Annotated in this window: 17 protein-coding genes; 11 read left to right on the forward strand and 6 right to left on the reverse strand. The window is 45.1% G+C overall.

Going from position 1 to position 23,892, the window contains the following annotated elements; genetic code table 11:
• Positions 1 to 64 precede the first annotated feature (64 nt).
• Positions 65 to 949 (forward strand): LysR family transcriptional regulator, encoded by an 885-nt coding sequence (locus JEZ96_RS17625; RefSeq protein ID WP_025008178.1) that lies wholly within the window; start codon positions 65 to 67, stop codon positions 947 to 949.
• A gap of 3 nt (positions 950 to 952) precedes the next feature.
• Here the strand turns inward: JEZ96_RS17625 and JEZ96_RS17630 are convergent, their stop codons facing one another.
• Positions 953 to 4,120 (reverse strand): DUF3427 domain-containing protein, encoded by a 3,168-nt coding sequence (locus JEZ96_RS17630; protein ID WP_025008179.1) that lies wholly within the window; start codon positions 4,118 to 4,120, stop codon positions 953 to 955.
• 222 nt (positions 4,121 to 4,342) lie between these two features.
• On the reverse strand, positions 4,343 to 5,458 hold the full coding sequence (locus JEZ96_RS17635; RefSeq protein ID WP_025008180.1) for a Fic family protein: 1,116 nt from the start codon (positions 5,456 to 5,458) through the stop codon (positions 4,343 to 4,345).
• A gap of 312 nt (positions 5,459 to 5,770) precedes the next feature.
• Here JEZ96_RS17635 and JEZ96_RS17640 point away from each other — a divergent pair, with 312 nt between their 5' ends.
• Positions 5,771 to 6,604: a sulfotransferase family protein gene (locus tag JEZ96_RS17640; RefSeq protein WP_061782993.1), complete on the forward strand. Its 834-nt coding sequence runs from the start codon at positions 5,771 to 5,773 to the stop codon at positions 6,602 to 6,604.
• A 17-nt stretch (positions 6,605 to 6,621) separates the two neighbouring features.
• On the opposite strand, the gene JEZ96_RS17645 is transcribed toward JEZ96_RS17640, so the two are convergent.
• From JEZ96_RS17645 to JEZ96_RS17655, 3 genes are all read right to left on the reverse strand, one after another.
• Positions 6,622 to 7,719: a phosphotransferase enzyme family protein gene (locus tag JEZ96_RS17645; protein ID WP_025008181.1), complete on the reverse strand. Its 1,098-nt coding sequence runs from the start codon at positions 7,717 to 7,719 to the stop codon at positions 6,622 to 6,624.
• The gene (locus JEZ96_RS17650) at positions 7,712 to 8,584 is read right to left on the reverse strand and encodes a nucleotidyltransferase family protein (RefSeq protein WP_198779826.1); all 873 of its coding nucleotides are present in this window, start codon (positions 8,582 to 8,584) and stop codon (positions 7,712 to 7,714) included. Before JEZ96_RS17650 ends, JEZ96_RS17645 begins: the two co-directional genes overlap by 8 nt.
• A gap of 201 nt (positions 8,585 to 8,785) precedes the next feature.
• Positions 8,786 to 10,315 (reverse strand): hypothetical protein, encoded by a 1,530-nt coding sequence (locus tag JEZ96_RS17655; RefSeq protein WP_025008183.1) that lies wholly within the window; start codon positions 10,313 to 10,315, stop codon positions 8,786 to 8,788.
• A gap of 253 nt (positions 10,316 to 10,568) precedes the next feature.
• On the opposite strand from JEZ96_RS17655, the gene gmk reads away from it, so the two are divergent.
• The 7 genes from gmk (at position 10,569) to JEZ96_RS17690 (ending at position 19,880) form a co-directional block, all read left to right on the forward strand.
• Entirely contained in the window at positions 10,569 to 11,192 is a 624-nt protein-coding gene (gmk, locus tag JEZ96_RS17660; protein WP_011791005.1) for a guanylate kinase, read from the forward strand.
• Positions 11,193 to 11,250: 58 nt separating this feature from the next.
• Entirely contained in the window at positions 11,251 to 11,529 is a 279-nt protein-coding gene (gene rpoZ / locus JEZ96_RS17665; protein WP_007651394.1) for a DNA-directed RNA polymerase subunit omega, read from the forward strand.
• 45 nt (positions 11,530 to 11,574) lie between these two features.
• Positions 11,575 to 13,680 carry a bifunctional GTP diphosphokinase/guanosine-3',5'-bis pyrophosphate 3'-pyrophosphohydrolase gene (gene spoT / locus JEZ96_RS17670; RefSeq protein ID WP_011791006.1) on the forward strand — a complete coding sequence of 702 codons (2,106 nt, stop codon included), beginning with the start codon at positions 11,575 to 11,577 and terminating at the stop codon, positions 13,678 to 13,680.
• A 25-nt stretch (positions 13,681 to 13,705) separates the two neighbouring features.
• Complete coding sequence (locus tag JEZ96_RS17675) at positions 13,706 to 14,089, forward strand: RidA family protein (RefSeq protein WP_011791007.1); 384 nt, start codon at positions 13,706 to 13,708, stop codon at positions 14,087 to 14,089.
• A gap of 239 nt (positions 14,090 to 14,328) precedes the next feature.
• Complete coding sequence (locus JEZ96_RS17680) at positions 14,329 to 15,993, forward strand: AMP-binding protein (protein WP_011791008.1); 1,665 nt, start codon at positions 14,329 to 14,331, stop codon at positions 15,991 to 15,993.
• A 180-nt stretch (positions 15,994 to 16,173) separates the two neighbouring features.
• Positions 16,174 to 17,124: a calcium/sodium antiporter gene (locus JEZ96_RS17685; protein ID WP_025008185.1), complete on the forward strand. Its 951-nt coding sequence runs from the start codon at positions 16,174 to 16,176 to the stop codon at positions 17,122 to 17,124.
• Between the two features lie 341 nt (positions 17,125 to 17,465).
• Positions 17,466 to 19,880, forward strand: a complete 2,415-nt coding sequence (locus JEZ96_RS17690; RefSeq protein WP_011791010.1) for a TonB-dependent receptor domain-containing protein — start codon at positions 17,466 to 17,468, stop codon at positions 19,878 to 19,880.
• A 360-nt stretch (positions 19,881 to 20,240) separates the two neighbouring features.
• Here JEZ96_RS17690 and JEZ96_RS17695 read toward each other — a convergent pair whose 3' ends face one another.
• Positions 20,241 to 21,365, reverse strand: coding sequence for a DUF1963 domain-containing protein (locus JEZ96_RS17695; RefSeq protein ID WP_011920157.1), 1,125 nt, complete (start codon positions 21,363 to 21,365; stop codon positions 20,241 to 20,243).
• 263 nt (positions 21,366 to 21,628) lie between these two features.
• On the opposite strand from JEZ96_RS17695, the gene sodC reads away from it, so the two are divergent.
• A complete protein-coding gene (sodC, locus tag JEZ96_RS17700) occupies positions 21,629 to 22,150 on the forward strand; it encodes a superoxide dismutase family protein (protein WP_011920158.1) in 522 nt (173 codons plus the stop codon).
• A 159-nt stretch (positions 22,151 to 22,309) separates the two neighbouring features.
• Complete coding sequence (locus JEZ96_RS17705) at positions 22,310 to 23,839, forward strand: YifB family Mg chelatase-like AAA ATPase (RefSeq protein WP_011920159.1); 1,530 nt, start codon at positions 22,310 to 22,312, stop codon at positions 23,837 to 23,839.
• Positions 23,840 to 23,892 lie beyond the last annotated feature (53 nt).

Consider the following 23,892-nt stretch of genomic DNA (forward strand, 5'->3'; position numbering starts at 1 on the left):
TAAAAACTGACTGTTGAGGTATTATCAACAATAATGGCAGGGGGCGAGATAATCTAAGGACACCATGGAGCACTTTTCGGCATTACCTATTTTTGTCACTGTAGTGGAATGCGGTAGTTTTTCCGCTGCAGGGCAAAAGCTTGGGTTGAGTAAATCGGCAGTGAGTAAACGTATTACCCTATTAGAACAAAGTCTGGGTATTCAACTCCTACACCGTACTACTCGCAGCTTAAGTCTTACCGAAGCGGGCGCCCGCTATTACAACTATGTTTGCCCCGCCGTTCAGCTCGCCCAAGAAGGATTGGATGCGATATCCGAATTGCAACAAGCACCCCAAGGTCATCTACGAATTTCGGTGCCTATGGTGTTTGGTCGCGTGTATATTGCGCCATTAATAGCTGAATTTTTAAGACGATACCCCGATATCCAGCTACAAATGCACATGGATGACAAGACCACAGACTTAATTACTGGCGGCTTTGATTTAGCCATTCGTATCGGCGAATTACCAGACTCAAGCCTTATCGCCCGTAAACTCGCACCTTGTTTAAGCGTCATTTGCGCCGCCAAAGATTACCTCGCACAACATGGCTTACCCAGCACACCTGCGGCATTAACACAGCACAACTGCTTGTTTTACTCTTATTTTCAAGATGGTGTGGAATGGAGCTTCCAAAGTCCCAATGGCGTGCAACGCGTTCAGCCCAAAGGCAACTATCAGGTCAACAATAGTGACGCCATCCATCAAGCCTGCCTCGATGGCTTAGGTATCGCCAACCTACCGCGATTTATTGTAGAGCCCGATCTACAAACCGGACGTTTACAAGCGTTACTCACTGACTATCCGCTACCAGAACACGGTATTTATGCGGTTTATCCGCAGCGGAAATATTTGCCGACAAAAGTGAGCGTATTGATAGCGTTTTTGATGGAGAAATTAGGGAAGTAGTACTTAGCCCACAGCCAGTTTAGCCGCGTCATGCCACATTACATCAGGGATTGGCTGTTCTAATCGCCATGTAACATTCATGGGTTGTGAACCGTTATGGCTGACATAATGTACTTTACCAAAATTCATAAATCCCATCGTGCGGCCATTTTCATCTTTTGACTGCTCTCGAACAAACAACAACACGGTTTTCCCCTGCTTTTGTTGCTCAATATAACTCAGGCCTCTACCTCGTTCTGGCCGTGCGCTATTTTGCGATTGCCAGTGGAATAGATGTTCACTAATAGCATAGTCGTGATACATGGTTGTCGGTGAAAACTGCTTCTCTGATTTATTTAACGTAACAAATAAACACTCAAGGTTTTGCTCATTAATCGCAAGCACACCTTCTCTTGAAGGAGATTTAGCAGCAAACGTGCTTGCACCCATCGCCGCTAAAATCTGCTCGCGAGTATAACGAGAATGTACTTTCAATGCGCTGGGCTGCGGTAATTCCAAATCCATTTCTTGATGGTGTATCCGATTAATCAGTATCGCCAACACAGATAACAACTCTTCCTGCAACGGTTTATTGCGTAACATCAGCAAGCTAGCAGCTAAACTGTTCACATTTAAAGCCGTACCTGACTTATCCCAAAAGTTGTAATGACACATCAAAGCAAACTGATTTTGAATAGGATCCACCCCAGTAAAGACAAAATCATTTTCGCATAACTGTTTGATAAATTTTAAATAGGATAATGATGTGCAACTGAGTAAGTGGAAGTTAATCGCGCGATAATAAGCCTTGGCTAAATCGGGCTGAACTGCAGGTTCTGCAATCTTATTCCCCTGAACGGCCTCGACTAATAAAGTCCATCCACATTGGCCATTAATCTTTATTCGATAAACATCTTCCAAGGTCACTTGCGGGTTAAGGCGTAAAAAATTGCCTAGCGTGAGCGGCAAGTTAGTCTGATGTTTAAAGTTTGCCATTAGACTGGTTAATCGATTGGCATTGAGTGTTGCGCGGCTAATATTGCGCAAAATCATCGACTGCGCTTTTTCCTCAAGTTCAATTCGACACCCTAGCGGGAGATGCGGAAAGTCATTCAGAATTTCATCTTTAATCGACTGATTGGTTTTACCGACTAACGCTCTAAATTTCTGTGAAAAATCATATTCATCGCGTGAATTTCCGACAAAATCTAATATTGTGCAGCACTGCTTATCATCGGTGAGACGCAAGCCACGCCCAAGTTGCTGCAGGAATATGGTCAAGCTTTCCGTTGGCCGTAAAAACAACAAGGTGTCCACTTCTGGAATGTCGACACCTTCGTTAAAAATATCCACCACACACAAAATGGATAATTTGCCACTGACCAAGCTCTGCCGCTTTTGTTGCCGTTCAGAGCTATTATCACTGGTCAGCACATCGGCGCTGATCCCCGCCAAATTGAACTTCTTCGCCATATACTCGGCGTGTTCCTTGGTTACACAAAAGGCTAACGCTTTAATATTGTCTATATCAGTTACGGTTTCAGCTAGGCTGCGAATAATGCGCGTCACGCGTTGTTCATTGTGAGTGTATAAATTGCTCAGCTCAGCGACGTCATAACGACCACTGCTCCAACTTAACTTGCTAAGGTCGGTGTTATCATCGATCGCAAAATATTGAAATGGACATAAATGCCGTTGATTAATGGCTTCTGGTAAACGTATTTCAGCGGCAATGACACCGCAGAAGTCAGCCAAAATATCGACACCATCATACCGTTCAGGGGTTGCCGTGAGCCCAAGTAAAATCGTCGGCTCAAAATGAGCTAATAGCCCACGGTAACTATTCGCAGCAACGTGATGGACTTCATCAATAACAATATAATCATAAAAATCAGCAGCTAATGGTAAGTTATCAAGTTGCAGATTCAAGCTTTGGATAGATGCGAATAAATGTTTGTAACTATTAGGTTTATGCTCTGCCACCCATAGCTCGCCAAATTGATTATTCTTTAACACACCGCGATAAGCACTGAGAGCTTGCTGTAAAATTTCTTGCCTATGAGCAACGAATAGAAAATTGGCTTCTGGATGCAGCTTATAAAACCGCGCGAAATCGAACGCAGAAATAATCGTCTTACCCGTGCCTGTTGCAGCGACGATGAGATTTTTAAAACGGCCATGAACGCTTCGCTCTACTGCAAGCTGTTCGAGGATTTCTCGCTGATGCGCAAACGGCTTAATGTCAAAATGAAATGAGCTCAATTCAGTGCCACTGCCTTTCGCTTCTTTGAGCGCATTGTTTAACTTTTCTTTACTGTTCGCATCACCGCTAAAAAGCTCAAATTCGTTCGATTGCCAGTAAGTTTCAAATGTACTGAGTGATTTCTCAATGATATGGGGAATTTCTTGGGTGGTGATCTTAAGATTCCACTCAAGCCCGCTGGTCAATGCTGAATGCGATAAATTTGAAGAACCGATATAACCGGTATGAAAACCCGTATTCCGTAAAAATAAATAGGACTTTGCATGCAGCCTTTCGCGTTTAGTGTTGTAACTTAATTTGACTTGGGTATTGGGTAAATTGGCTAGAAACTCGACGGCTTTAGCATCCGTTGCCCCCATATAAGATGTAGTGATGATGCGTAACTCTTTACCACTGCGTGTAAACTCCTCAAGTTCATGCTTGAAGATGCGAATCCCCGCCCACTTGATAAATGACACCAGCCAATAGATTTTATCTGATGAGCGGATCTCACGTTTAAGCTCACTCTCAAGCGATAATCCAGCATTACTACCACAAAAAAGCTCACTCTGAGTGAGCCCCGTTAATGGAAATATGGCGGCCGTATATTTAGGTAAATCAGTTGCAATAGGATTTTGCTTGTTAAAGAGAGCCGTAAGTATCCTACCTTGGCTATCAATGAGATTTTCATCAATAAAATCATCATCGTTAATGTGTTCTTTGAGCCACATCACTAACCGATTAGCCAAACTGATTTGATTGATAACTTGGTTTTCATCTGCGGGAACAGAATTAATAACATATTCAATTATTTTAGTAAGAAAACGTGAGAGCCAAACACTTGCCTCAGCAACTTCTAGCTTCCTTTCTCCAATAAAAAATATGTCCTTATCTAAGCGCTGCTCAACGAGTTGAGTAATAAGCTTTTCGTAAATCCCGACCTGTTCCATAGCCAGATATGCCCCAAGACTAACAATCAAAGTTGTAGCGAATATATCACATAACAATTTGATTCAAATTGCGATTTGTAGAATGGTTTTGTCTTTTTCGATAGGGAGTTAATACTGCTTGGCTTTAAACTAATCGATTACTTACGACATAGGCCGTCATTCCACGCGGAAAAGATGTTCTGCAGGTGATCATTGAGCACCACCACAAAGGTAAACTTGCCTCTACTTCCCACTCGGCAATAAGTACCTCGTACTTCGGCCACCAGCGTCGGCTTTTACTAAAAAGCCTTGCTCGACCATTTGCGCAAAATGACGGGTGGCGGTGGCGCGACTCACCTTAGTGACCTTTTGATATTGGCTACTATTAATCCCTAGTTCAAAATCGCCGTCTAACATCCGATTGAGTATTTTGGCTTGCTCTTGACTCAATAAAGATGGGTCGACACTTTGCCAATACTGCGTTTTCGACAGCGTTCTGCTCACATCTGCCATCGCATTGAGTAAGCAATCATTGAGGGTTTCAAAAAACCATACTAACCAAGGAGTAATATCGACACTGCCCCTTTGGGTAGACTCTAAAATGTCATAGTAAGCTTGGCGACGAGCAAGAATACTGACCGACATAGCGTAAAAACGAATTGAGCGTTTTTCCGCTTGCGCCAAAGCCAAATCGGTCAATAAACGCGTAATGCGCCCATTACCGTCATCAAGCGGATGCAGAGTCACAAACCAAAGGTGAGTTATCGCCGCACGGATAAGCGGATCTAAGCCCGGCTCTTGCCGTGAAGCATTAAACCATTCAATAAACTGCGATAGTTCAGCGTCCAAAGTGGATCGAGAGGGTGCCTCAAAATGCACCATCGGTTTATCGATCCGGCCTGAGACAACTTGCATAGGTATATCGCCACGTAGTGCTCCACCAATAACGGGGTTAAACAGCGTATAACCCTGGGGAAATAACTGTTTATGCCAACCTAATATCCGCTCGAGGGTTAACTCTGTATCTAAATTTTTTAAGGCATCGAGCATAATGTCAGCCAAACCATCGGTTTGTGCTGTGGTCGGATACGGTTTGTCTTCGGACACGCCGAGTTTTTTAGCCAAGGATGAGCGCACCGAGGCCGCATTGAGCTTTTCACCTTCGATGGCACTGGAATGGATAATGTTAGCGAGTAAGGTGTCGAGTGCAGCATCTGAAGTTAACAGGCTGTCGTCGTGACTTAGCATTTGCTTGCCAAGCAGTTGGCCCTGATTGAAATAAACCTGACGCAGTAAGACATCAATGCTGCTGGTCTTCCAATGAAATTTAGGCCAATCGGCTTGCTGCCAAATCCACATATCTTACCCCGTGAGTCGAATAATAAGTCTATTCTACTCACATAATGAGGCGATTAACAAACTTATTCGCCTCACTTTATGAGTCGAATAACACAAATAATCGCCTCATCTAGCCCAAATGCTTATAGAGTAAAAGGATTTGTGCTGTTGATATGCTCCCGCAGGATGGTGCAGACACACAGACAACAGCTTTGCACTGCTAAAACCTGTGGGCTGCGATATACTGCTGGCGTTGATAAACACTCATATTAAAACCAATTTTGCACATTAATCGCGACAACCACGCTAACTAGAATATGCTGAGCCCATTCCATGCCTGATAACGCAAACATAGCCGCCTCTCATACTCAGGCGCATGGCAGTAGCTATGATGACAAGCCTGCTCAGCCACAGTGCGATTCGATTAAGCTAAATGAAATCGGGCCAAATTTACTTGAGCCAAGTGCAATCGAACCAAGTGCAACCAAGCAAAATGCACTTAAGCATGAGTCAGTGGTTGCCGAACAAAAACAGAAGGTTATTTTTATCGGCTTGCCTAGAACTGGGACAACGAGCGTAAGCGTGGCGCTATTGGAGCAAGGGCTTAAAGTGGCGCATATGGCTTTTACCAAAGAAGCCTTTATGCAGGCAGATGCGATTTCAGATGCACCTTGTTTTAGTGATTTCAAGCAGTTAGATGAGTTATTCCCCAAAGCCAAGTTTGTCTATCTTGACCGCGAGTTAGATTCTTGGGTGCCGTCAATGCAGATGTTACTCAGTCGAATGCTGCCACATTTAGATGCAAAAATCGGACGTTTCCACCCAATAATGAAGCGCAGTTTTCGCCATACCTTTGGCGTAGGTGTAGTCGAAAACCCGCAGGATGAACAACATCTTATCGATTGTTATCAACACCATAAAACAGAGGTGTTTAACTACTTTGCGGGCAGACAGGACTTGCTAAGTATCGATGTCAGCCAGCAAGGTGCACTCGGTCAGCTATTGGCGTTTATGGAATTAACCAGCGCCGAAAATCACAATCTGAGTTTTCCTAAGCTCAATGTCGGCCGCAATGTGGCCAGTTGGGATGAATATAAACATCCCAATAAGATCAGTGCTAATGCAGCGGGGCCTGAAAAGCGTAAATACTTTGATTACAAGGTCTAGATTTTTGCAGCTAGAGTCTAGGAATGCTCAACCGCAGATAAGGGATTAAGCTCAAAACACGCTTTAAGTGCCACATCTTGGTCGAGTAGACTTTGATATAAGGTAAACTGGTTGGCAGCGCGATCGAGATTATGGCCTTCACGATGGATATGGAAATACACATCACCGTTAAGATAATCCGTTAAAAAACGCACACCTATCATCAAACAAATCACTCTGGCACCCAACCATAGACTGCGTTTTTCAACTTCGGTCAATACATCGCCAAGTTCACTTAAATACCCACGACAAATCGCGGCGAAGATCGACTGGCGCACTTTAACATTTTCAAGGGCGGTGGAATCCTCTGCCTCGGGCGAACAAAAGGTACGCACCATATCGCCAAAGTCATACATTAGATGACCCTTCATGCAGGTGTCTAAGTCGATAATTGCCATACTGGACATATCGCGTTTATCAAATAGCATATTGTTGATTTTTGTGTCGTTATGGCAAATTCGTAGCGGTAGTTTTGGGGATATTTCAGCTAATTCATCCAATAAGGCCTGTTGGGACAAAGCATAATCGACCCAATGGCGGCAGAATGCTAAGCGATGTTGGCTATCGAGTTCAACCGCTTGTTTTAGCAAGGCCATGCGTCCTGGTAAATGGTGAAATTGAGGGATTACATCTTCAAGCTGAGTCGCATCAAAATCACTTAACGCCGAGGCAAAATGTCCAAAGGCCTTGGCGGCCATTTCCGCTTCTTTTTCCGATTTAACAACTTCAATGCTATGGCTATGGGGCAAATAACTAATTGCACGCCAGAATCCTTGCTCACCTAAATCGAGTGCTAATTCACCTTCTTTGGTCAAGCAAGGACTCACGACTTTTAAGCCATACTGTTGTTGCAATGCCTTAGCGCATAAATGATGGCTGATTTTATCCGCATTACTCACTAAAGCCTGTGGCATTTTAAATACTTGTGTATTAATGCGCTGCAGCACTAGCTCACCTGTCGGCCAACGCACTAATAGGGTTTCGTTAATATGCCCATTACCCAAAGCTGAGATTTTTGCTTCCGTTGCATCAATGCCAAAATGAGGCAATACAAACTGCCTGATGAGTTTAATCACTCAGTAACTCCACTAATTTTTGCTTTACCCAGACAGTATCCTGCGGATAGGTGACACAGAGCCAAGGCTCTGAGGCAATATCAACACAAACAGCGACACCTTGCTCAATCCCAGCTTGTACCACGGCTGGTAGATAACATTCAGACTTAGGTTGCTGGCCTTCCAGCGCAATAAATTGACTTAATTCATGCTTAATAACATCAAAAATGCTGGGTGAAAAGCCCCAACATGTCATTGAAACTAAGGGCTGGTCAGGTAATATCGTCAATCCCTGTGGCCCATCGCCCATCAATACCCCTTCACAAGCCTTGATATTCAGCCATTCGACAACGGACTTAAGCTGCCCACGCTCAACTTGACATAGACCACGGTTAACACCGCCATGTTCCGACAACGTGAGTGCTATGGGGTAAGCCACCATCATCCATTGCGTAGGTTTTACGCTTAGGCCTTTTGCTAATGCAGCAAATGCACTGTCGCCATAAAAATCATCGGCATTGATGACCGCCATTGGCCCTTTAACTAAATGACGGGCGCACCAAAGCGCATGCGCTGTCCCCCAAGGTTTAAGCCGATGACTTGTATCCGTTAGCAGCGCCTCTTCTGGCAGGTCTGTTAAAGCTTGATAGCAAAAATGATACTCGAAATTGGCAGGTAAAAACCGCGTCAATATCTCAGTTAATTCAAGCGCTAACTCAGGACGGATCACTAAGACCGCGCGATTAAATCCGCTTCGAATGGCAGACATAATCGACAGAACCAACATCGGCTCACCCGCTGGCCCTAGGGCCGCCAATTGTTTGTCTCCGCCGAAACGACTACCTAACCCAGCCGCCATAATGACTAAGGTCAATGCTGTATTCATGTTGGATTTCTATTCGTATTAAAGGGATCTCTCTAAACCACGGCGCAATACGCTAATAGACTTAAAATGGCGTTAGAGAAAAAGAAGAGCAAAAGTGTAATCTACCCCTCTGATTGTGGCTAGGGCATGTTGAGGTTTCAGGGTTATTTTTGCAGCGAACAAAAACATAACTTCAACATGTCAACATGCCCTACGATGTCATTAACGGGCTAAATACTGCCCAAATGTGCGGTTTTGTTCCAAGACAGCCTGGCTGCCCTTTAGGCTAAACTTATATCCACATAGACCAATATTACCGCGACGAGCGAGATCAACAATAATAGCCGCCGTATCCAAGGGCGAAAAACGTGCCTCTGTCGCTGAGTCAGCTTTCAAATCAACAGTCACTGGCCGATATTCTGTTCCATTATTAAAAACTAAAGCGCCGCAGCTTCTATCTCCCTTAGCCGTTGCTAATGACCAGATATTTTGAGCAGCACCTTTTTCACCTAACCAGCGCAATATCAACACATCGCCTTCTAAAGCGACTGAAAAACCATCGGGTAAATCAAGCATAATCCGCTCAGCAGCCAAAGCTGCGCTACCATTATTATTGGCAACCTGCGTATCACTATCTAGCTCATCGCCGCCAGTGGGCCACAAGCCCCAAACCAGTACAACGAATAAAATCGCCCCACAACCAATACCCATAGGACGCCAATAACGACGGTCTGGCATCGGAATTTTAGGCAACACCAAGTAGCGGCGATAAGGTGAAATAAACTCAAGCACGCCACGGAATAATTCCGTCATAGAGCCTGATTCTTTATCCTCAGCACGGCGGCGACGCACCTCTTCAGCATATTCAATACTGTTAAAACCCTCGTGTTCATCTTCCGCGTCAAAACGCCATACAGGCTCATCATTCTGATCCCTTGTATAGACAGATGCCGCATTAGAATTCGTATGCTGTAGATCACCCCGCTCAATATCGACCTCGGAAAACGCGATATTGGCCTGTCCGATACGGCTAGAATCGGCAGACCGAAAATCTGATTTTTTATCAATCATCACATCCTGTACGACAAAATCAGCAGGATTTTGCGTCATCCGAGTTAATGCATCAAAACGCAGTTCATCTTGACGAAGCACATCTAAATCGATATCGGGAATTTTTGGTGTAATAACAGGCTCTGAATGTACATTGCCCCGACTTGCTTGCAGAGTTGAAGCGGCATTGGGCGAATGGTGAGGCACATCGGTCTCGAGTGGGTTTGTACTCGCGAAAACGGGCGGTGCAATATCTGGTTTAGGCGTTAACATAGGCTCAACACGACGACGTGGCATAGCCTGTGATATAGGCGCATCCATTGCTGGGCCATAGTAGCCAAATCGATAATCCACTATTGTTGGGGATGCTAAGTTTCCACCCCAAAAGGTCGCGCCCCCCGCCAGCACTAAACCCAATACGGCAATAAAAGGCGGAGCACCCACAATCAATAACGCGAGATAAACGGGTAATGGTAAGAGCAACAAGCCTGCCAATACTTTAGGTTTATTCGCATCGGCTACACGGCGCAAACTCGCAAACGCGAGTAAAGGTAAGCCTACCAGCGCAAATAAATACATTAAAAAGTGAGGCCCAAACACTGCGGCAGCAAGTGAAATACACGTATACACGCATACACTAATAGCGACAAAACGGGGACGAGAATCACGCCCGCGAAGGCAAAAAAGAGATTTTAACAGCACGGCCCTTCCTTTATTGTTGAATAATTCAAGCGCAAACACGACTATCACTATTATCTGAACATGAGCGTACCGAATTTAGTTGCTGTTGTCAGTGCTTAAGACTCTAGTCGGATAAAAATGCCCATAATATCCTTATAAAACTAAAATAGGCTTAAATTCAAGGCAAACAGCCCCTAGCCTTTATGTGGTCAAAATCGGTATAATGCACGGCTTTCTGGGCCCTTCTTGCGTTTACCAACTGGATATTTAGCTCATGACCGCACGCGGAAATTTATTTATTGTGTCAGCGCCAAGTGGTGCGGGTAAATCCTCGCTAATTTCGGCATTGTTAAAAGACAAACCTGCCGATATGCAGGTTTCAGTATCACATACTACCCGCGCGCCGCGCCCAGGTGAAGTTGATGGTCAACACTACCACTTCGTTAATGTTGAACAATTTAAAACATTAATAGCTGAAAATGCCTTTTTCGAATGGGCTGAAGTATTCGGTAATTACTATGGCACATCACGCCATGTGATCGAACATACGCTCACCCAAGGTATCGATGTGTTCCTCGATATCGACTGGCAAGGTGCCGAACAAGTTAAAGCGGTTATGCCTGAAGCCGTAGGGGTATTTATTTTACCGCCCTCGAAAGCTGAACTAGAGCGACGCCTGACTGGTCGAGGACAAGACAGTCAGGAAGTGATTGCCAGCCGAATGGCACAAGCGGTATCGGAAATGTCCCACTATAAAGAATATGATTTTATTATCATCAATGATGATTTTGATACAGCACTGGCCGATCTGCGTGCCATCATTCGCAGCCAACGCTTAACAGGTGCTAGTCAGATCCACGCACAAAATGATATGCTTCACGATCTGTTGGCAGGATAGCTGTCATAGTGTACAATTTTGCGTCATTTTTTCCCTAGATAAACTGGAGTTTCAACACATGGCTCGCGTAACTGTAGAAGACGCCGTAGAACAAATCGGCAACCGTTTTGATATGATCCTGGTTGCGGCGCGTCGTGCTCGCCAAATCGCCGTGCAGGGTAAAGACCCTATGGTTGAAGAGATGAACGATAAGCCAACGGTTATCGCCCTGCGTGAAATCGAATTAGGCTTAGTTAACGCTCACACCCTAGATGCTGATGAGCGTCAAACGGTGCGTGAACGTGAAGCTGCTGAAATTGCAGCGGTTGCAGCCATTGCTGAAGGCCGTTCATTATAAGCATTATTGCGTAAACACCTGTGTAGGTAAAAGGAGAGCTGCCACTTGTATCTGTTTGAAGGTCTAAAGGAGTCTGCTTCCGGTTACTTAGAACCTGAACAGGTAGAATTACTCAAGCAGGCGTACCAGATTGCGCGTGATGCCCATGAAGGGCAAATGCGCACTAGCGGCGAACCTTATATTACTCACCCGGTTGCGGTTGCTCGCATCCTTGCCGAAATGCGTCTCGACCACGAGACGCTGATGGCGGCTCTGCTCCACGACACTATCGAAGATACGCATGTCACCAAAGAAGACTTGGCAGAGCGCTTTGGTGAGTCTGTGGCAGAGCTGGTCGAAGGTGTGTCAAAACTCGATAAACTTAAATTTCGCGATAAGAAAGAAGCGCAAGCCGAAAACTTTCGTAAAATGATGATGGCGATGACGCAGGATATCCGCGTTATCCTCATCAAGCTTGCCGATCGCACCCACAATATGCGTACCTTAGGCGCACTACGTCCAGACAAACGTCGCCGTATCGCCCGCGAAACCTTAGAAATCTACGCGCCCATCGCCAATCGTCTTGGTATCCACAATATCAAAACCGAGTTAGAAGACTTAGGTTTTCAAGCTTATTATCCAATGCGATATCGGGTGCTTAAAGAAGTGGTTAAAGCCGCCCGTGGCAATCGTAAAGAATTAATTCAGGGCATTGAAGCCGCTGTATATACCCGCTTAAACGATGCAGGTATTCCGGGCAAAGTGAAAGGTCGAGAAAAAAATCTTTATTCCATCTATAACAAGATGCAGAGTAAAGAGCTGCAATTCCAAGAAGTCATGGATATCTACGCCTTCAGGGTGATAGTCGATTCCATCGACACTTGCTACCGCGTACTCGGCGCCATGCATGGCCTTTACAAGCCTCGTCCCGGTCGTTTCAAAGATTATATCGCTATCCCTAAAGCCAACGGTTATCAGTCACTCCATACCTCCTTGTTTGGCCCACACGGCGTCCCCGTTGAAATTCAAATTCGTACCGAAGATATGGATCAAATGGCAGACAAAGGGGTCGCTGCACACTGGGCCTACAAAGGTGGTGCTGAAGCAGGTCAAGGTACAACCACCCAAGTACGCGCCCGCAAGTGGATGCAAAGTTTGTTGGAATTACAACAAAGTGCCAGTACCTCATTCGAATTCGTTGAGAACGTGAAAACAGAACTCTTCCCCGAAGAGATTTATGTGTTCACCCCCGAAGGTCGCATTTTGGAATTACCCGTCAATGCCACCGCGGTCGATTTTGCCTACGAAGTCCACACTGATGTCGGTAATACTTGCGTAGGTGCCCGCGTGAATCGCCAAGCTTACCCGCTCAGTCAGCCATTAATTTCAGGTCAAACCGTTGAAATTATTACGGCTAAAGGTGCTCGTCCGAATGCGGCTTGGCTTAACTTTGTAGTTACAGGTAAAGCCCGAGCCAAAATTCGCCAAGTGCTTAAAAGCCTTAAAGGTGACGATGCGATCGCACTGGGTCGCCGTTTGCTAAACCATGCGCTGGGCAAAACTAAGCTCGACAGTATTCCACCAGAGCAAATTGAAAAAGTGGTGCGTGATACTAAGCACGCTAACCTTAACGCCTTACTCGCCGATATCGGTCTTGGTAATGCGATGAGCATCGTTATCGCCCAACGTCTAATTGGCGATAACCTTGAAAATCAAGAGAGCCGCGATGCGCACTTGATGCCAATCCGTGGCGCCGAAGGTATGCTAGTCACCTTTGCAAACTGCTGTCGCCCCATTCCTGGCGATGCCGTTATCGCCCACGTGAGTCCAGGTAAAGGCTTAGTGGTGCATATGGAAAACTGCGCCAACATTCGAGGTTACCAAGGTGAGCCTGATAAATACATTCCTGTACAATGGGATAATGTTGAAGGCGTTGAATATCAAGCAAATCTGCGAGTTGAGATCGTCAATCACCAAGGCGCATTGGCAAAAATCACCTCGATCATTGCCGCCGAAGGTTCTAACATTCATAACCTCAGCACTGAAGAACGTGATGGCCGCGTGTATCTGATTAACCTGCGTATTTCGGTGAAGGACAGGATCCATTTAGCCAACGTGATGCGCCGTATCCGAGTACTTCCTGAAGTGTTACGTACATCCCGTAATCGTTAATTCATTCAATATTAGAGAGAACGTCATGGCAGAAAAAATCATTATAGCGACCGACAATGCCCCTGCGGCCATCGGCACCTATTCGCAGGCCGTTAAAGTCGGTAGTACAGTGTATTTATCAGGCCAGATCCCACTCGTGCCAAGCACAATGCAAATTGTCAGTGATGATTTTGAGGCCCAGGTTGTACAAGTATTTGAAAACTTAACGGCCGTCTGCAACGCAGCAGGTGGGTCAATTAACGATATCGTTAAGCTCAATATCTTCCTGACTGATTTAAGCCACTTCGCTAAAGTGAATGAAATCATGAGTCGCTACTTCAGCCAACCTTATCCTGCTCGCGCCGCAATTGGTGTAAAGCAGCTGCCTAAGGATTCACAGGTTGAAATGGACGGCGTGATGGAGCTGTAAGCCCGAGCCTGTCTTACTAAACAAAAGCGCTACTGCGCTTTTTTGTTGCTCTTTTGACCCACATCATCAGCTCCGACCTCTCCCTAACTTCATCTTTATTTCATACTTCACTTATAGATTTCATCCTACATTTAAAAAATTTGCAATCTTGTAAACTATTTGCGCAGCATCACAAAACTCGCCATACTGATACTTAAAGTGATGGGGTAAAAATAACAATAAAGAACAGGGAATTGCCTATGGATACTGCGATTAAGACACCAATCGAAATGCTGGCACACTGGGCTAAAGCTCGTGGGGATGAAGTCTATTTGCGCCAACCAATCAAGGGACAATACCTTGATTTTACGTGGGGTGAAGTGCAAGAGAAAGTGCAGCAATTAGCGGGTGCGCTACGTCACTTAGGATTTGAGTCTGGCGATAAAATTGCCGTCTTATCTAAAAACTGTGCAGAGTGGTTTATCACCGATCTCGCCTTGATGCACGGCGGCTATATCAGCGTGCCAATTTACCCGACCGCCAACCCTGATACCATACGTTATGTACTACAACACAGTGGAGCTAAAGCCATTTTTGTCGGTAAGCTCGATCATTGGGCCGATCAAGAAGCTGGGGTTGGCGGAGAATTATTACGCCTAGCAATGCCCTACGACACTATGCCCGCCCAATATCAATGGGAACAATTGCTAAATCTAGGTCATCCTTTAATTGAAGCTCCCCTACCTAAGCTAGATCAAGTGATGACATTGATCTACACCTCAGGTTCGACAGGGCAGCCTAAAGGTGCCATTCAGACCTTTGCTAGCTACGGCTGGACCTGTAAAGCCGTTGTACGTGACTTACGCACCGATGGTGATGATAGACTCTTATCCTATCTGCCATTAGCCCATATCACTGAACGCGTTGCGATTGAAGGCTCATCCTTTTATTCGGGTAGCTCCGTTGCTTTTGTCGAAAGCCTCGACTCCTTTGTCGCCGATGTGCAACGGGCTAAACCTACAGTCTTTTTCTCCGTACCTCGTTTATGGAGCTTATTCCAGAAAAATATCATCGATAAAATTGGCCTAAGCAAACTCAATCTATTACTTAAAATTCCGCTACTTAGCAGTTTTGTAAAATACAAAATTCACAAGGGATTAGGTTTAAACCATTGTCGCCTGCTCGGCTCAGGATCTGCGCCTATTCCACCATCATTGATCCACTGGTATCACAATATTGGCCTCAATATTTGTGAGGCTTGGGGAATGACGGAAAACTGCGCCTATTCGATTATCAACTATCCCTTTGATGCCCGTAAAATTGGTACTGTTGGACGTCCAATACAGGATTGCTTAATACGCCAAGGGGACGATGGCGAGTTACTGATCAAAAGCCCCGGTTTAATGACCGCCTATTATTTACAACCCGAAGCGACTGCGGCAGCCTTCGATGCCGATGGTTTTTTCCATACTGGCGATTTATGTGCCATCGATGCCGATGGCTGCGTGACTATTACTGGTCGTGTTAAAGACAATTTTAAAACCGCCAAAGGTAAATATGTCGCGCCAGTTCCTATTGAACGTAAATTAGCTCAGGATCCCTATGTAGAACTGATTTGCGTTATTGGCTCTGGTTTGCCACATCCTGTCGCACTGGTACAACTATCAGAAGGGGCAAGCCTACAAGCCCGTGAAGAAGTGAGAGCCTCACTGAAAGCAACACTCGACAGTGTTAACCCACACTTAGAGTCCCATGAACATGTCGATGCAATTATCGTGGTCAGTGATCCTTGGACAATTGAGAATGATGTACTCACCCCTACCCTCAAAATCAAACGTCATGTGCTTGAAAAAGCCTTTAGCGAACGAGTCGATGGCATTAGAGGCGCTAAAATATGTTGGGAAGATGAGATTTCTATTAAATAACTTTCCAAAACAGTGATATAGAAAACTTTTTTTATCACTAAATCAAAGCACGCGATGGAGCGTGCTTTTTTATGACATATTCTGTCAAACAGTGTTAAAACCACGTATCATGTATGGCTGTCGGTTAAGGTGTCCACACCTCAATTAATTCACTTAATCAAGATCAAACAGAGTCTAAAAATGCTCATTGCACTTTCAATTATTGGTGGTTTTATTATTTTAACCTTAGGCGCAGAAGCCCTAGTTCGCGGTGCAAGTTCAATTGCCCTGCGTTTAGGTATTACGCCGTTAATTATTGGCTTAACTATCGTTGCTTTTGGTACAAGTGCGCCAGAGTTAGCGGTCAGTGTTAAATCCGCATTAGCAGGTAACAGCGGCATAGCCCTAGGTAATGTCATAGGATCAAACATTGCCAACATTGGTTTGATTTTAGCGATCACCGCGCTGATCCGCCCCATCCAAGTACAATCCCAAATTGTAAAACGGGATATTCCCCTGATGATCTTAGCCTCTATGTTGTTTTGGGGATTATTACTAGACGGTGAACTCAACCTCATTGACGGTGTAGTGCTACTTTCACTGTTGGTAGGCTATTTAGTGTTTAGTTACATCAGTTCAAAAAACACTAAGGATGCCGATGCCGAGGCCATTGAAGAAGGCCCTAAAAACCCACTGTTATCAATTTTATTTATTTTAGTGGGCATCAGTATGTTAGTCGGTGGTGGAATTTTATTTGTGAATGGCGCCGTTGATCTGGCTAAAACCTTCGGCGTGAGTGAAGTGATTATCGGCTTAACGATTGTCGCGATTGGCACCAGTATGCCGGAATTAGTTACCTCTGTTTTAGCAGCACTAAAAGGTGAAAGTGATATTGCTATTGGTAATGTCGTAGGCTCTAACCTTTTTAATATCTTAGGTATTTTAGGTGTCACCGCCATAGTTCACCCAGTATCGGCTCTGGGTTTTCAATCCTTCGACTTTACCGTAATGTTAGCTTTAGCCGTAGTAATACTGCCCTTCGCTTGGACAGGTTTACGCATCGGCCGTAGAGAAGGCGCAGTTTTGTTGCTGAGCTATCTAGGTTATATGGGTTACTTAGTAAACCAAGCAAGTATGCAATCTTTAGTCTAAGCCATAAATTGTGTTAACTAAAAACACCGGAGCCACTCCGGTGTTTTGCTATCTGTACTTTATATTAGCTTGTTACCTAACGTATTTATCTCTTCGTAATACATTCTAATACTCATTCTTAACCTGTGTAGGTTAGCCATCTGCGCTAACTGTATCCCTTTGTAGTCAGCCGTTCATCTCTAGCGATACTTCCCAGTAGATCAGGAGCAATTTCAAAAAACATAAATGTTATTTCTGTGGAATTCAACTTTTGATTGATCTTGCTAATGTTAATCATTATCATTCGCAAAATTATTTGTAAGTTACATTTGTGAATTAAGTTTACTAAACAGGAGAGGTTTATGTTATTTCGTCAAACTTGCTTGGCCGCTGCCATTACCGCTGTTTTTGCTGGTAATTTCGTCCAAGCTGAAGAGGCCCCAGACAGAAAAATGGAAGTTATCGTTGTTACCGCCTCTGGATATGAACAGAAATTAGTTGATGCACCAGCCAGTATTTCTGTTATCACCCAAGAAGATTTGATGATAAAACCTTATACCACTCTCCTAGATGCAGTACGTGACTTGGAAGGGGTTGATATTGGTGAAACCCGTGATAAAACAGGACAAGGAACCATCAGCCTACGCGGTATGGGATCTGACTATACCCTGATCCTCGTCGATGGTAAGCGTCAGAACAACCATGGTGATATTTATCCAAACAGTTTTGGCGGCAACCAATTTGGCCATGTGCCACCACTCGATGCAATTGACCGAATTGAAGTTATTCGTGGACCTGCATCAACACTATACGGCGCCGATGCGCTAGGGGGCGTGGTGAATATCATCACGAAAAAAGTGGGGGACGAATGGTCAGGCTCGGTCACTCACAGTCGCACTAATCAAACAAATGATGCCTATGGCGAAGATATCACTACCGATTTCAGCGTAATGGGGCCGCTCATTAAAGGCGTCCTTGGACTCTCTGTCCATGGCAGTATTTATGATCGTATGGGGTCAACACCTGAGTATGCTCCCGTCAATTATCCGAATGGAGAAGTGCGTACCCGCTCACTCGGTTTTGGAGGCGGAGGCAAGACTGTTGATAATGAAAACCATATGCTCGGTGGGAGCCTAAGTTGGACACCCAATGAACATCATAAAATTTGGTTTGACTTAGATTCATCCTCACAGGAATACGACAACACGCCATTAATCAATGCGGACGGTGTACGCGAGTATCCTCTTGGCACAGTTGATAATCTAGAAAGCCTTTGGGTAGCAAGTAATTTCTGTAAAGGTGGTGTAGGTTCCCGTGAGGCCGCCTGCCTTGCCAGTGGTGGAGAATGGGCAAGACGTTCTAATCCAAGAGTTGGTTATAGCGAAACTCAAAAATTTACCCGTGATGCTTGGGCATTAACCCACGAAGGAGCTTGGGATTTTGGAACAAGTTTCGTTTCACTGTCATATGTCGACACGCAAAACCATGGCCGTACACTCCCATTTACCACTGCTGAACGGACATTGTTACTGCAAATGATTGATGGTAAAGGGGCCTACACAGGTATGACAGAAGCAGAGCGTAAAGCAATTGTCTCATCGACCTTCCTGCCTAGACCTAAACGTGAAATGGCAAGCAACCAATATACACTGGATATGAAACTCGACATTCCATTTGAAGCTGCTGGCAATCATGTCGCGGTAACAGGTGCGCAGGTGATACGAGGAGAATTAAAAGACGGTGTATTTGGTATGGAAGAAGGTACGCCAGGCGCAGTACAAGAACACAATATGTGGTCTGTTTTTGCTGAAGATACCTGGAGCATGACCTCTGATTTATCTGTTACTGCGGGTTTACGCCATGATGACCATGAAATATTTGGCAACCAACTCAGTCCACGTCTATATGGCGTTTACACCATTAATAATGAGTGGACTGTAAAAGGTGGAGTGAGCACTGGTTTTAAAACACCTAAAACCACGCAATTATATGATGGTGTCGTTGGTTTTGGTGGCCAAGGAACCTCACCACAGTTTGGTAACCCAGATCTGGAAGCGGAAACCAGTGTCTCTAGTGAAGTGGCTTTATACTGGTCACATCCTGATGGCCATAACTTCAACGTAACCGTCTTTAAAAACGATTTTGACGATAAGATTGCTTCACAACCTTGTGGTACAGGTACAAGTATCGAATGTTCCGATGCGGGTGAATATGCTGATTTGGGCTATGCGGTTAGCACCAAGACAGTGAATATTGACAAGGTGACTATTCAAGGGGCTGAGCTAGCCGGACGTTGGGAAATCCTTGATGCCTTAACCTTTAATGCTAACTATACCTACACTGATAGCGAGCAAAAAAGCGGAGCAGAGCAAGGTCGGCCACTTGGCAACAGCGCTAAGCATATGGCAAATGCGACCTTAAAATGGGAGATAACCGATTCAGTTAATGTATTTTTGACCTCAGAATATCGCGCCAAACGCTATCGTTCTTGGGATACGATTAATGATGCCCCACTCTATTACAAAGGCTACAACGTATTCCACCTCGGCGGTTCTTATCAGGCAAGTGAGTTTGTCACCTTTAATATGCGAATCAACAACTTGTTTGATAAAGATTTTACAACATACGATATTGTCTTTACCGAATGTAGCGATACTAGCGCAACTTGTGTTTCTGACGATAATGGCCAAAACGGGTACACAGCATCCTACGTTGATGACTATAACAACAAAGATAAAGCCCGTAATCTCTGGGTTAGTATGAATGTACGCTTCTAATTGAATCGTTGAATTAGCCATTATTCAATCATAAGTGACTGAACAAAAAAGAGTTACGCTTAATAAGAGGGTAACTCTTTTTTATCGTGAACTCATAGGGCGTGTTGACGTTTCGAGATTAAATTTTGTTCGCTCTGGCAAGCTCGTGATCGCGAAACGAGGAGTGACGTGTAGTTATTCTACTCAAATGACGAGTGACAAAGAGCAAGAGCTTGCCAGACGAACCCTTCGGGCAGCGTTTGGCTGGCGTTTTTGCTTCGTTATCGCCCGTTTATGTAGAATAACTACACCGCACGGGCTTTACCTTGCATAAAAGCCAGCCAACTCGCTGCAAAAATACCCCTGAAACGTCAACACGCCCTAATCATATATGCAGTAAATGCGCTCAAATTGACCCAACGCGAGATCGTCCCGGTGGATAATAAAATTCAACCGCATAGAATGCTCACTATAGACAACTTTGAGCAGCACCAGATAATCTTCGGCATTGCCGCCTAACTCAGCCGCGGCGTGGAGTTCCGGGGCTTTATAGCGGCTATCTCCATGGCCATTAATGCTGGCGATACCATCGTAATACGGCAGCGGCTGCTCGGGGACGAGCAATGCCTGCAAGTTGGATGACCGCCACCCGGGCAATGCAGCCCATTGCGGTTGAGTGAGAATCTGACCGGGGATTAACCCCTGCATATTCATTTGCATCAGCTCATAGCCCTTGAGCTGATCTTGCCACTCAGATGCCAATTCGTCATCCACAACCTCAAGGGTTTGTAGCACCATAGCTTGCTGCTGTTCAGGTAGCGCTTGTAAACGTGCCTTGGCTAACTTTAATAAATGCGGGTTGTCACTATTAATCATGTCAGGGGCAATCATCTTAATGCTGGCAATCCCGTGGAGTTGATAAGCTGTCTCATACTCATAGTTTCCACATACAGAATCGTCGAACTTAAGATCGGCAATACATTTTCCAGAGTAAAGTTGCTGATCCTCAGCGACATAATAGACGTGACCGCGAAGCATTTCCGAGAAACGCCAACGCTCCAAAAAGAACAACAATCGGCCCTCTCTGGGCAAGTAGGGTTGTAACGCTTTCAGTTCACTACAATTAAGCTGCGCGATAAATTGCATGGGAACGTGAAAGGCTTGCGCAGCCTCGTCCCAATGGTAATTCTCTTCAGCCCAATCTTCCCGCCAATGCTCCTCGATATACTCGCGAGTATGGTCGAATTCCTCAGCGTAAGCATCCAGCATCTCCTCCCGTCCAACCAAAGTCACCGGATAATCCATGCCGACAGGCAAATCCGGTAATCCACCCAGCCGGCTGTTACCTAACTTGGCATAGTGTTCGATTGCACAGGGATAGAGATCGACACTACTGCGAATAAACGCCGAGAGCGTATGGGCAAGATGCGGGTCTTTAAACTGCGCCAGCTTTTGCTCTAACAACTGCCGACGAATGGGGGAATTTTCTGCTAACAACATATCCATATTTACCTCACGACTCCAATGTTTGCTTTTTATCATTTCTATCAACTATTTGCCATCATCAAATATAATAAATTGCAAGGCTGTCATAGGTTCTGCAAAGCTGGAGTAGCGTTTTGCTGATAAGACGAACAAAAACTAAGACGATAGGAAACTCCTTCCGCTAATTGCTGCAGCACACTAACCCAATCAACACCGCCTTGGTTGAAAAATAAGCAGCCATTCTGTATGGTTAAGGCTAATTTTATTAAAAGGAGCACGATAAAATGAACAAATTACACTTAGCCTCGCTCTCAATCTTGTTACTGAGTGGTACCGCGTTTGCACAAGAGTCCCAAGTAACCATGGAGTTGTTGAATGCAGAGGGTAATACTCCAATTGGCACTATTAGCCTAAATGACTCCGAATTTGGTCTTGTTCTCACCCCAAACCTGTCATCTTTAACGCCAGGTGTACATGGTTTTCATGTACACCAAACTGGCAATTGCGAGCCAGTAACTAAGGATGGAAAAACAGTCTTAGGCGGAGGTGCGGGTGGACATTATGATCCAGACAATACGGGTAAACATGGAACGCCATGGTCAACCGATAATCATAAGGGCGATTTACCGCCTTTATACGTCGATGAACATGGCAAGGCCACAACTGCTGTACTAGCTCCTCGCCTGAAGGTCAATGATGTTAAAGGTAAATCTTTGATGGTCCATGTTGGTGGAGATAATCATTCTGATCATCCAGCACCTCTTGGCGGCGGTGGTGCACGTATGGCTTGTGGTGTTATCAAGTAAGTATTCATGGGCCAAAAACCATAATGTGTTGGTTTTTGGCCTAGTGCTAAAAGATGTAATCGCTTAATGACCTCTGTATACAGAACTGATAACAAGCCATCTTACCATTTACTGCTACACTCAAATTCTGCGTAAAAAGATCAACAAAAGGACTTGTTTATGGCAATTGCCTGCGTTAACACTCGAGCCAGTTGCGGGGTTGAAGCCCCAAAAGTCACGGTTGAAGTACATCTTAGTAATGGGTTACCTGCATTTAATCTAGTGGGATTACCTGAAGCCTCGGTAAAGGAAGCCCGTGAACGAGTACGTAGCGCACTGATCAACGCAGGTTTTGAATTCCCAATGCGCAGAATTACTGTCAATCTCGCGCCGGCAGATTTGCCGAAACAAGGGGGGCGCTACGATTTACCTATCGCTGTGGGCATACTCGCGGCATCCGAACAAATCCCAGCTAACAGTTTAAAAAATTTAGAATTTGTGGGTGAACTGGCGCTTTCTGGACAGATTCGTTATTGCCAAGGGCTGCTACCTGCAATTATTGCAGCAAAACGCCAAGACAATACTTTAATTTTGCCATTGGAAAATCGTCACGATGCCGAGTTAGTTGGCTATCAAAAGGTATTTTTTGGATCGCACTTACAAAGTCTCGCGGCATTTTTACAAGGTCAAGCACCACTACCGGAACTTGATACTCATCTTGAATGGGTAAGCGAAGAACAATCCTATGATTCAAGCCAATGCTTAAGCGATGTGATAGGACAATATCAAGCCAAACAAGCACTGGAAATTGCGGCGGCAGGTAATCATAACCTTTTGATGCTGGGCCCGCCCGGAACTGGAAAAACCATGCTGGCCAGCCGCATGATGGCGCTACTCCCTGCCTTAAGTTATGAAGAAGCATTAGAAGTTGCCGCTATTCACTCCGTTGCAGGACTCGACATCAAGCCACAAGATTTTTTAAAACGCCCCTTTAGAGCACCACACCACACAAGTTCATCAATATCCCTCGTGGGTGGCGGAAGTATTCCAAAACCCGGTGAAATCTCCCTCGCACACCGTGGCGTCTTATTTTTAGATGAAGTTGCTGAATTTCCACGTAAAGTGCTCGACTGCCTACGTGAGCCTATGGAAACAGGCGAAGTAGTCATTTCCCGCGCCGCCGCTAAACTCACTTTTTTAAGCCGTTTTCAATTAATCGCCGCCATGAATCCTAGCCCTAGCGGTGATATTGATGCAAATAACCGCGCCACTCCAGATCAAGTACAGCGGTATCTTGCAAGATTGTCGGGCCCATTTCTCGATAGATTTGATCTCACGATTGAAGTGCCAAAACTACCCGCAGGCACACTCACCCAAGCCATGGCGCCGAGCGAAACTAGCCAAGATGTCGCGAAACGAGTTAGGCGCGCAAGGGATATTCAACTGGCTCGCTCAGGAGTGCTCAACAGTGAACTTACGGGTAAACAGCTTAAACTTTTCAGCGGTCTAACTGATGCAGACCTTATCTTTTTAGAGCAGAGCGTCGTCAAACTTGGACTTTCTGTGCGTAGCTTTCATCGTATTCAACGAGTCGCCCGCACGATTGCCGATCTAGAGCAGTCACCCAATACTGAAAGACGTCACTTGGCTCAAGCATTAGGATATCGCGCTATGGATAGGCTGCTTGCGCGTTTATCTCAGCAATATTGAACGAATAAATGTTAACAAATGCACCGACCAGCACTGGCTAAGATTGAGCCAAA

This window comes from Shewanella putrefaciens (assembly GCF_016406325.1).
Taxonomy (GTDB): Bacteria; Pseudomonadota; Gammaproteobacteria; order Enterobacterales; family Shewanellaceae; genus Shewanella; species Shewanella putrefaciens.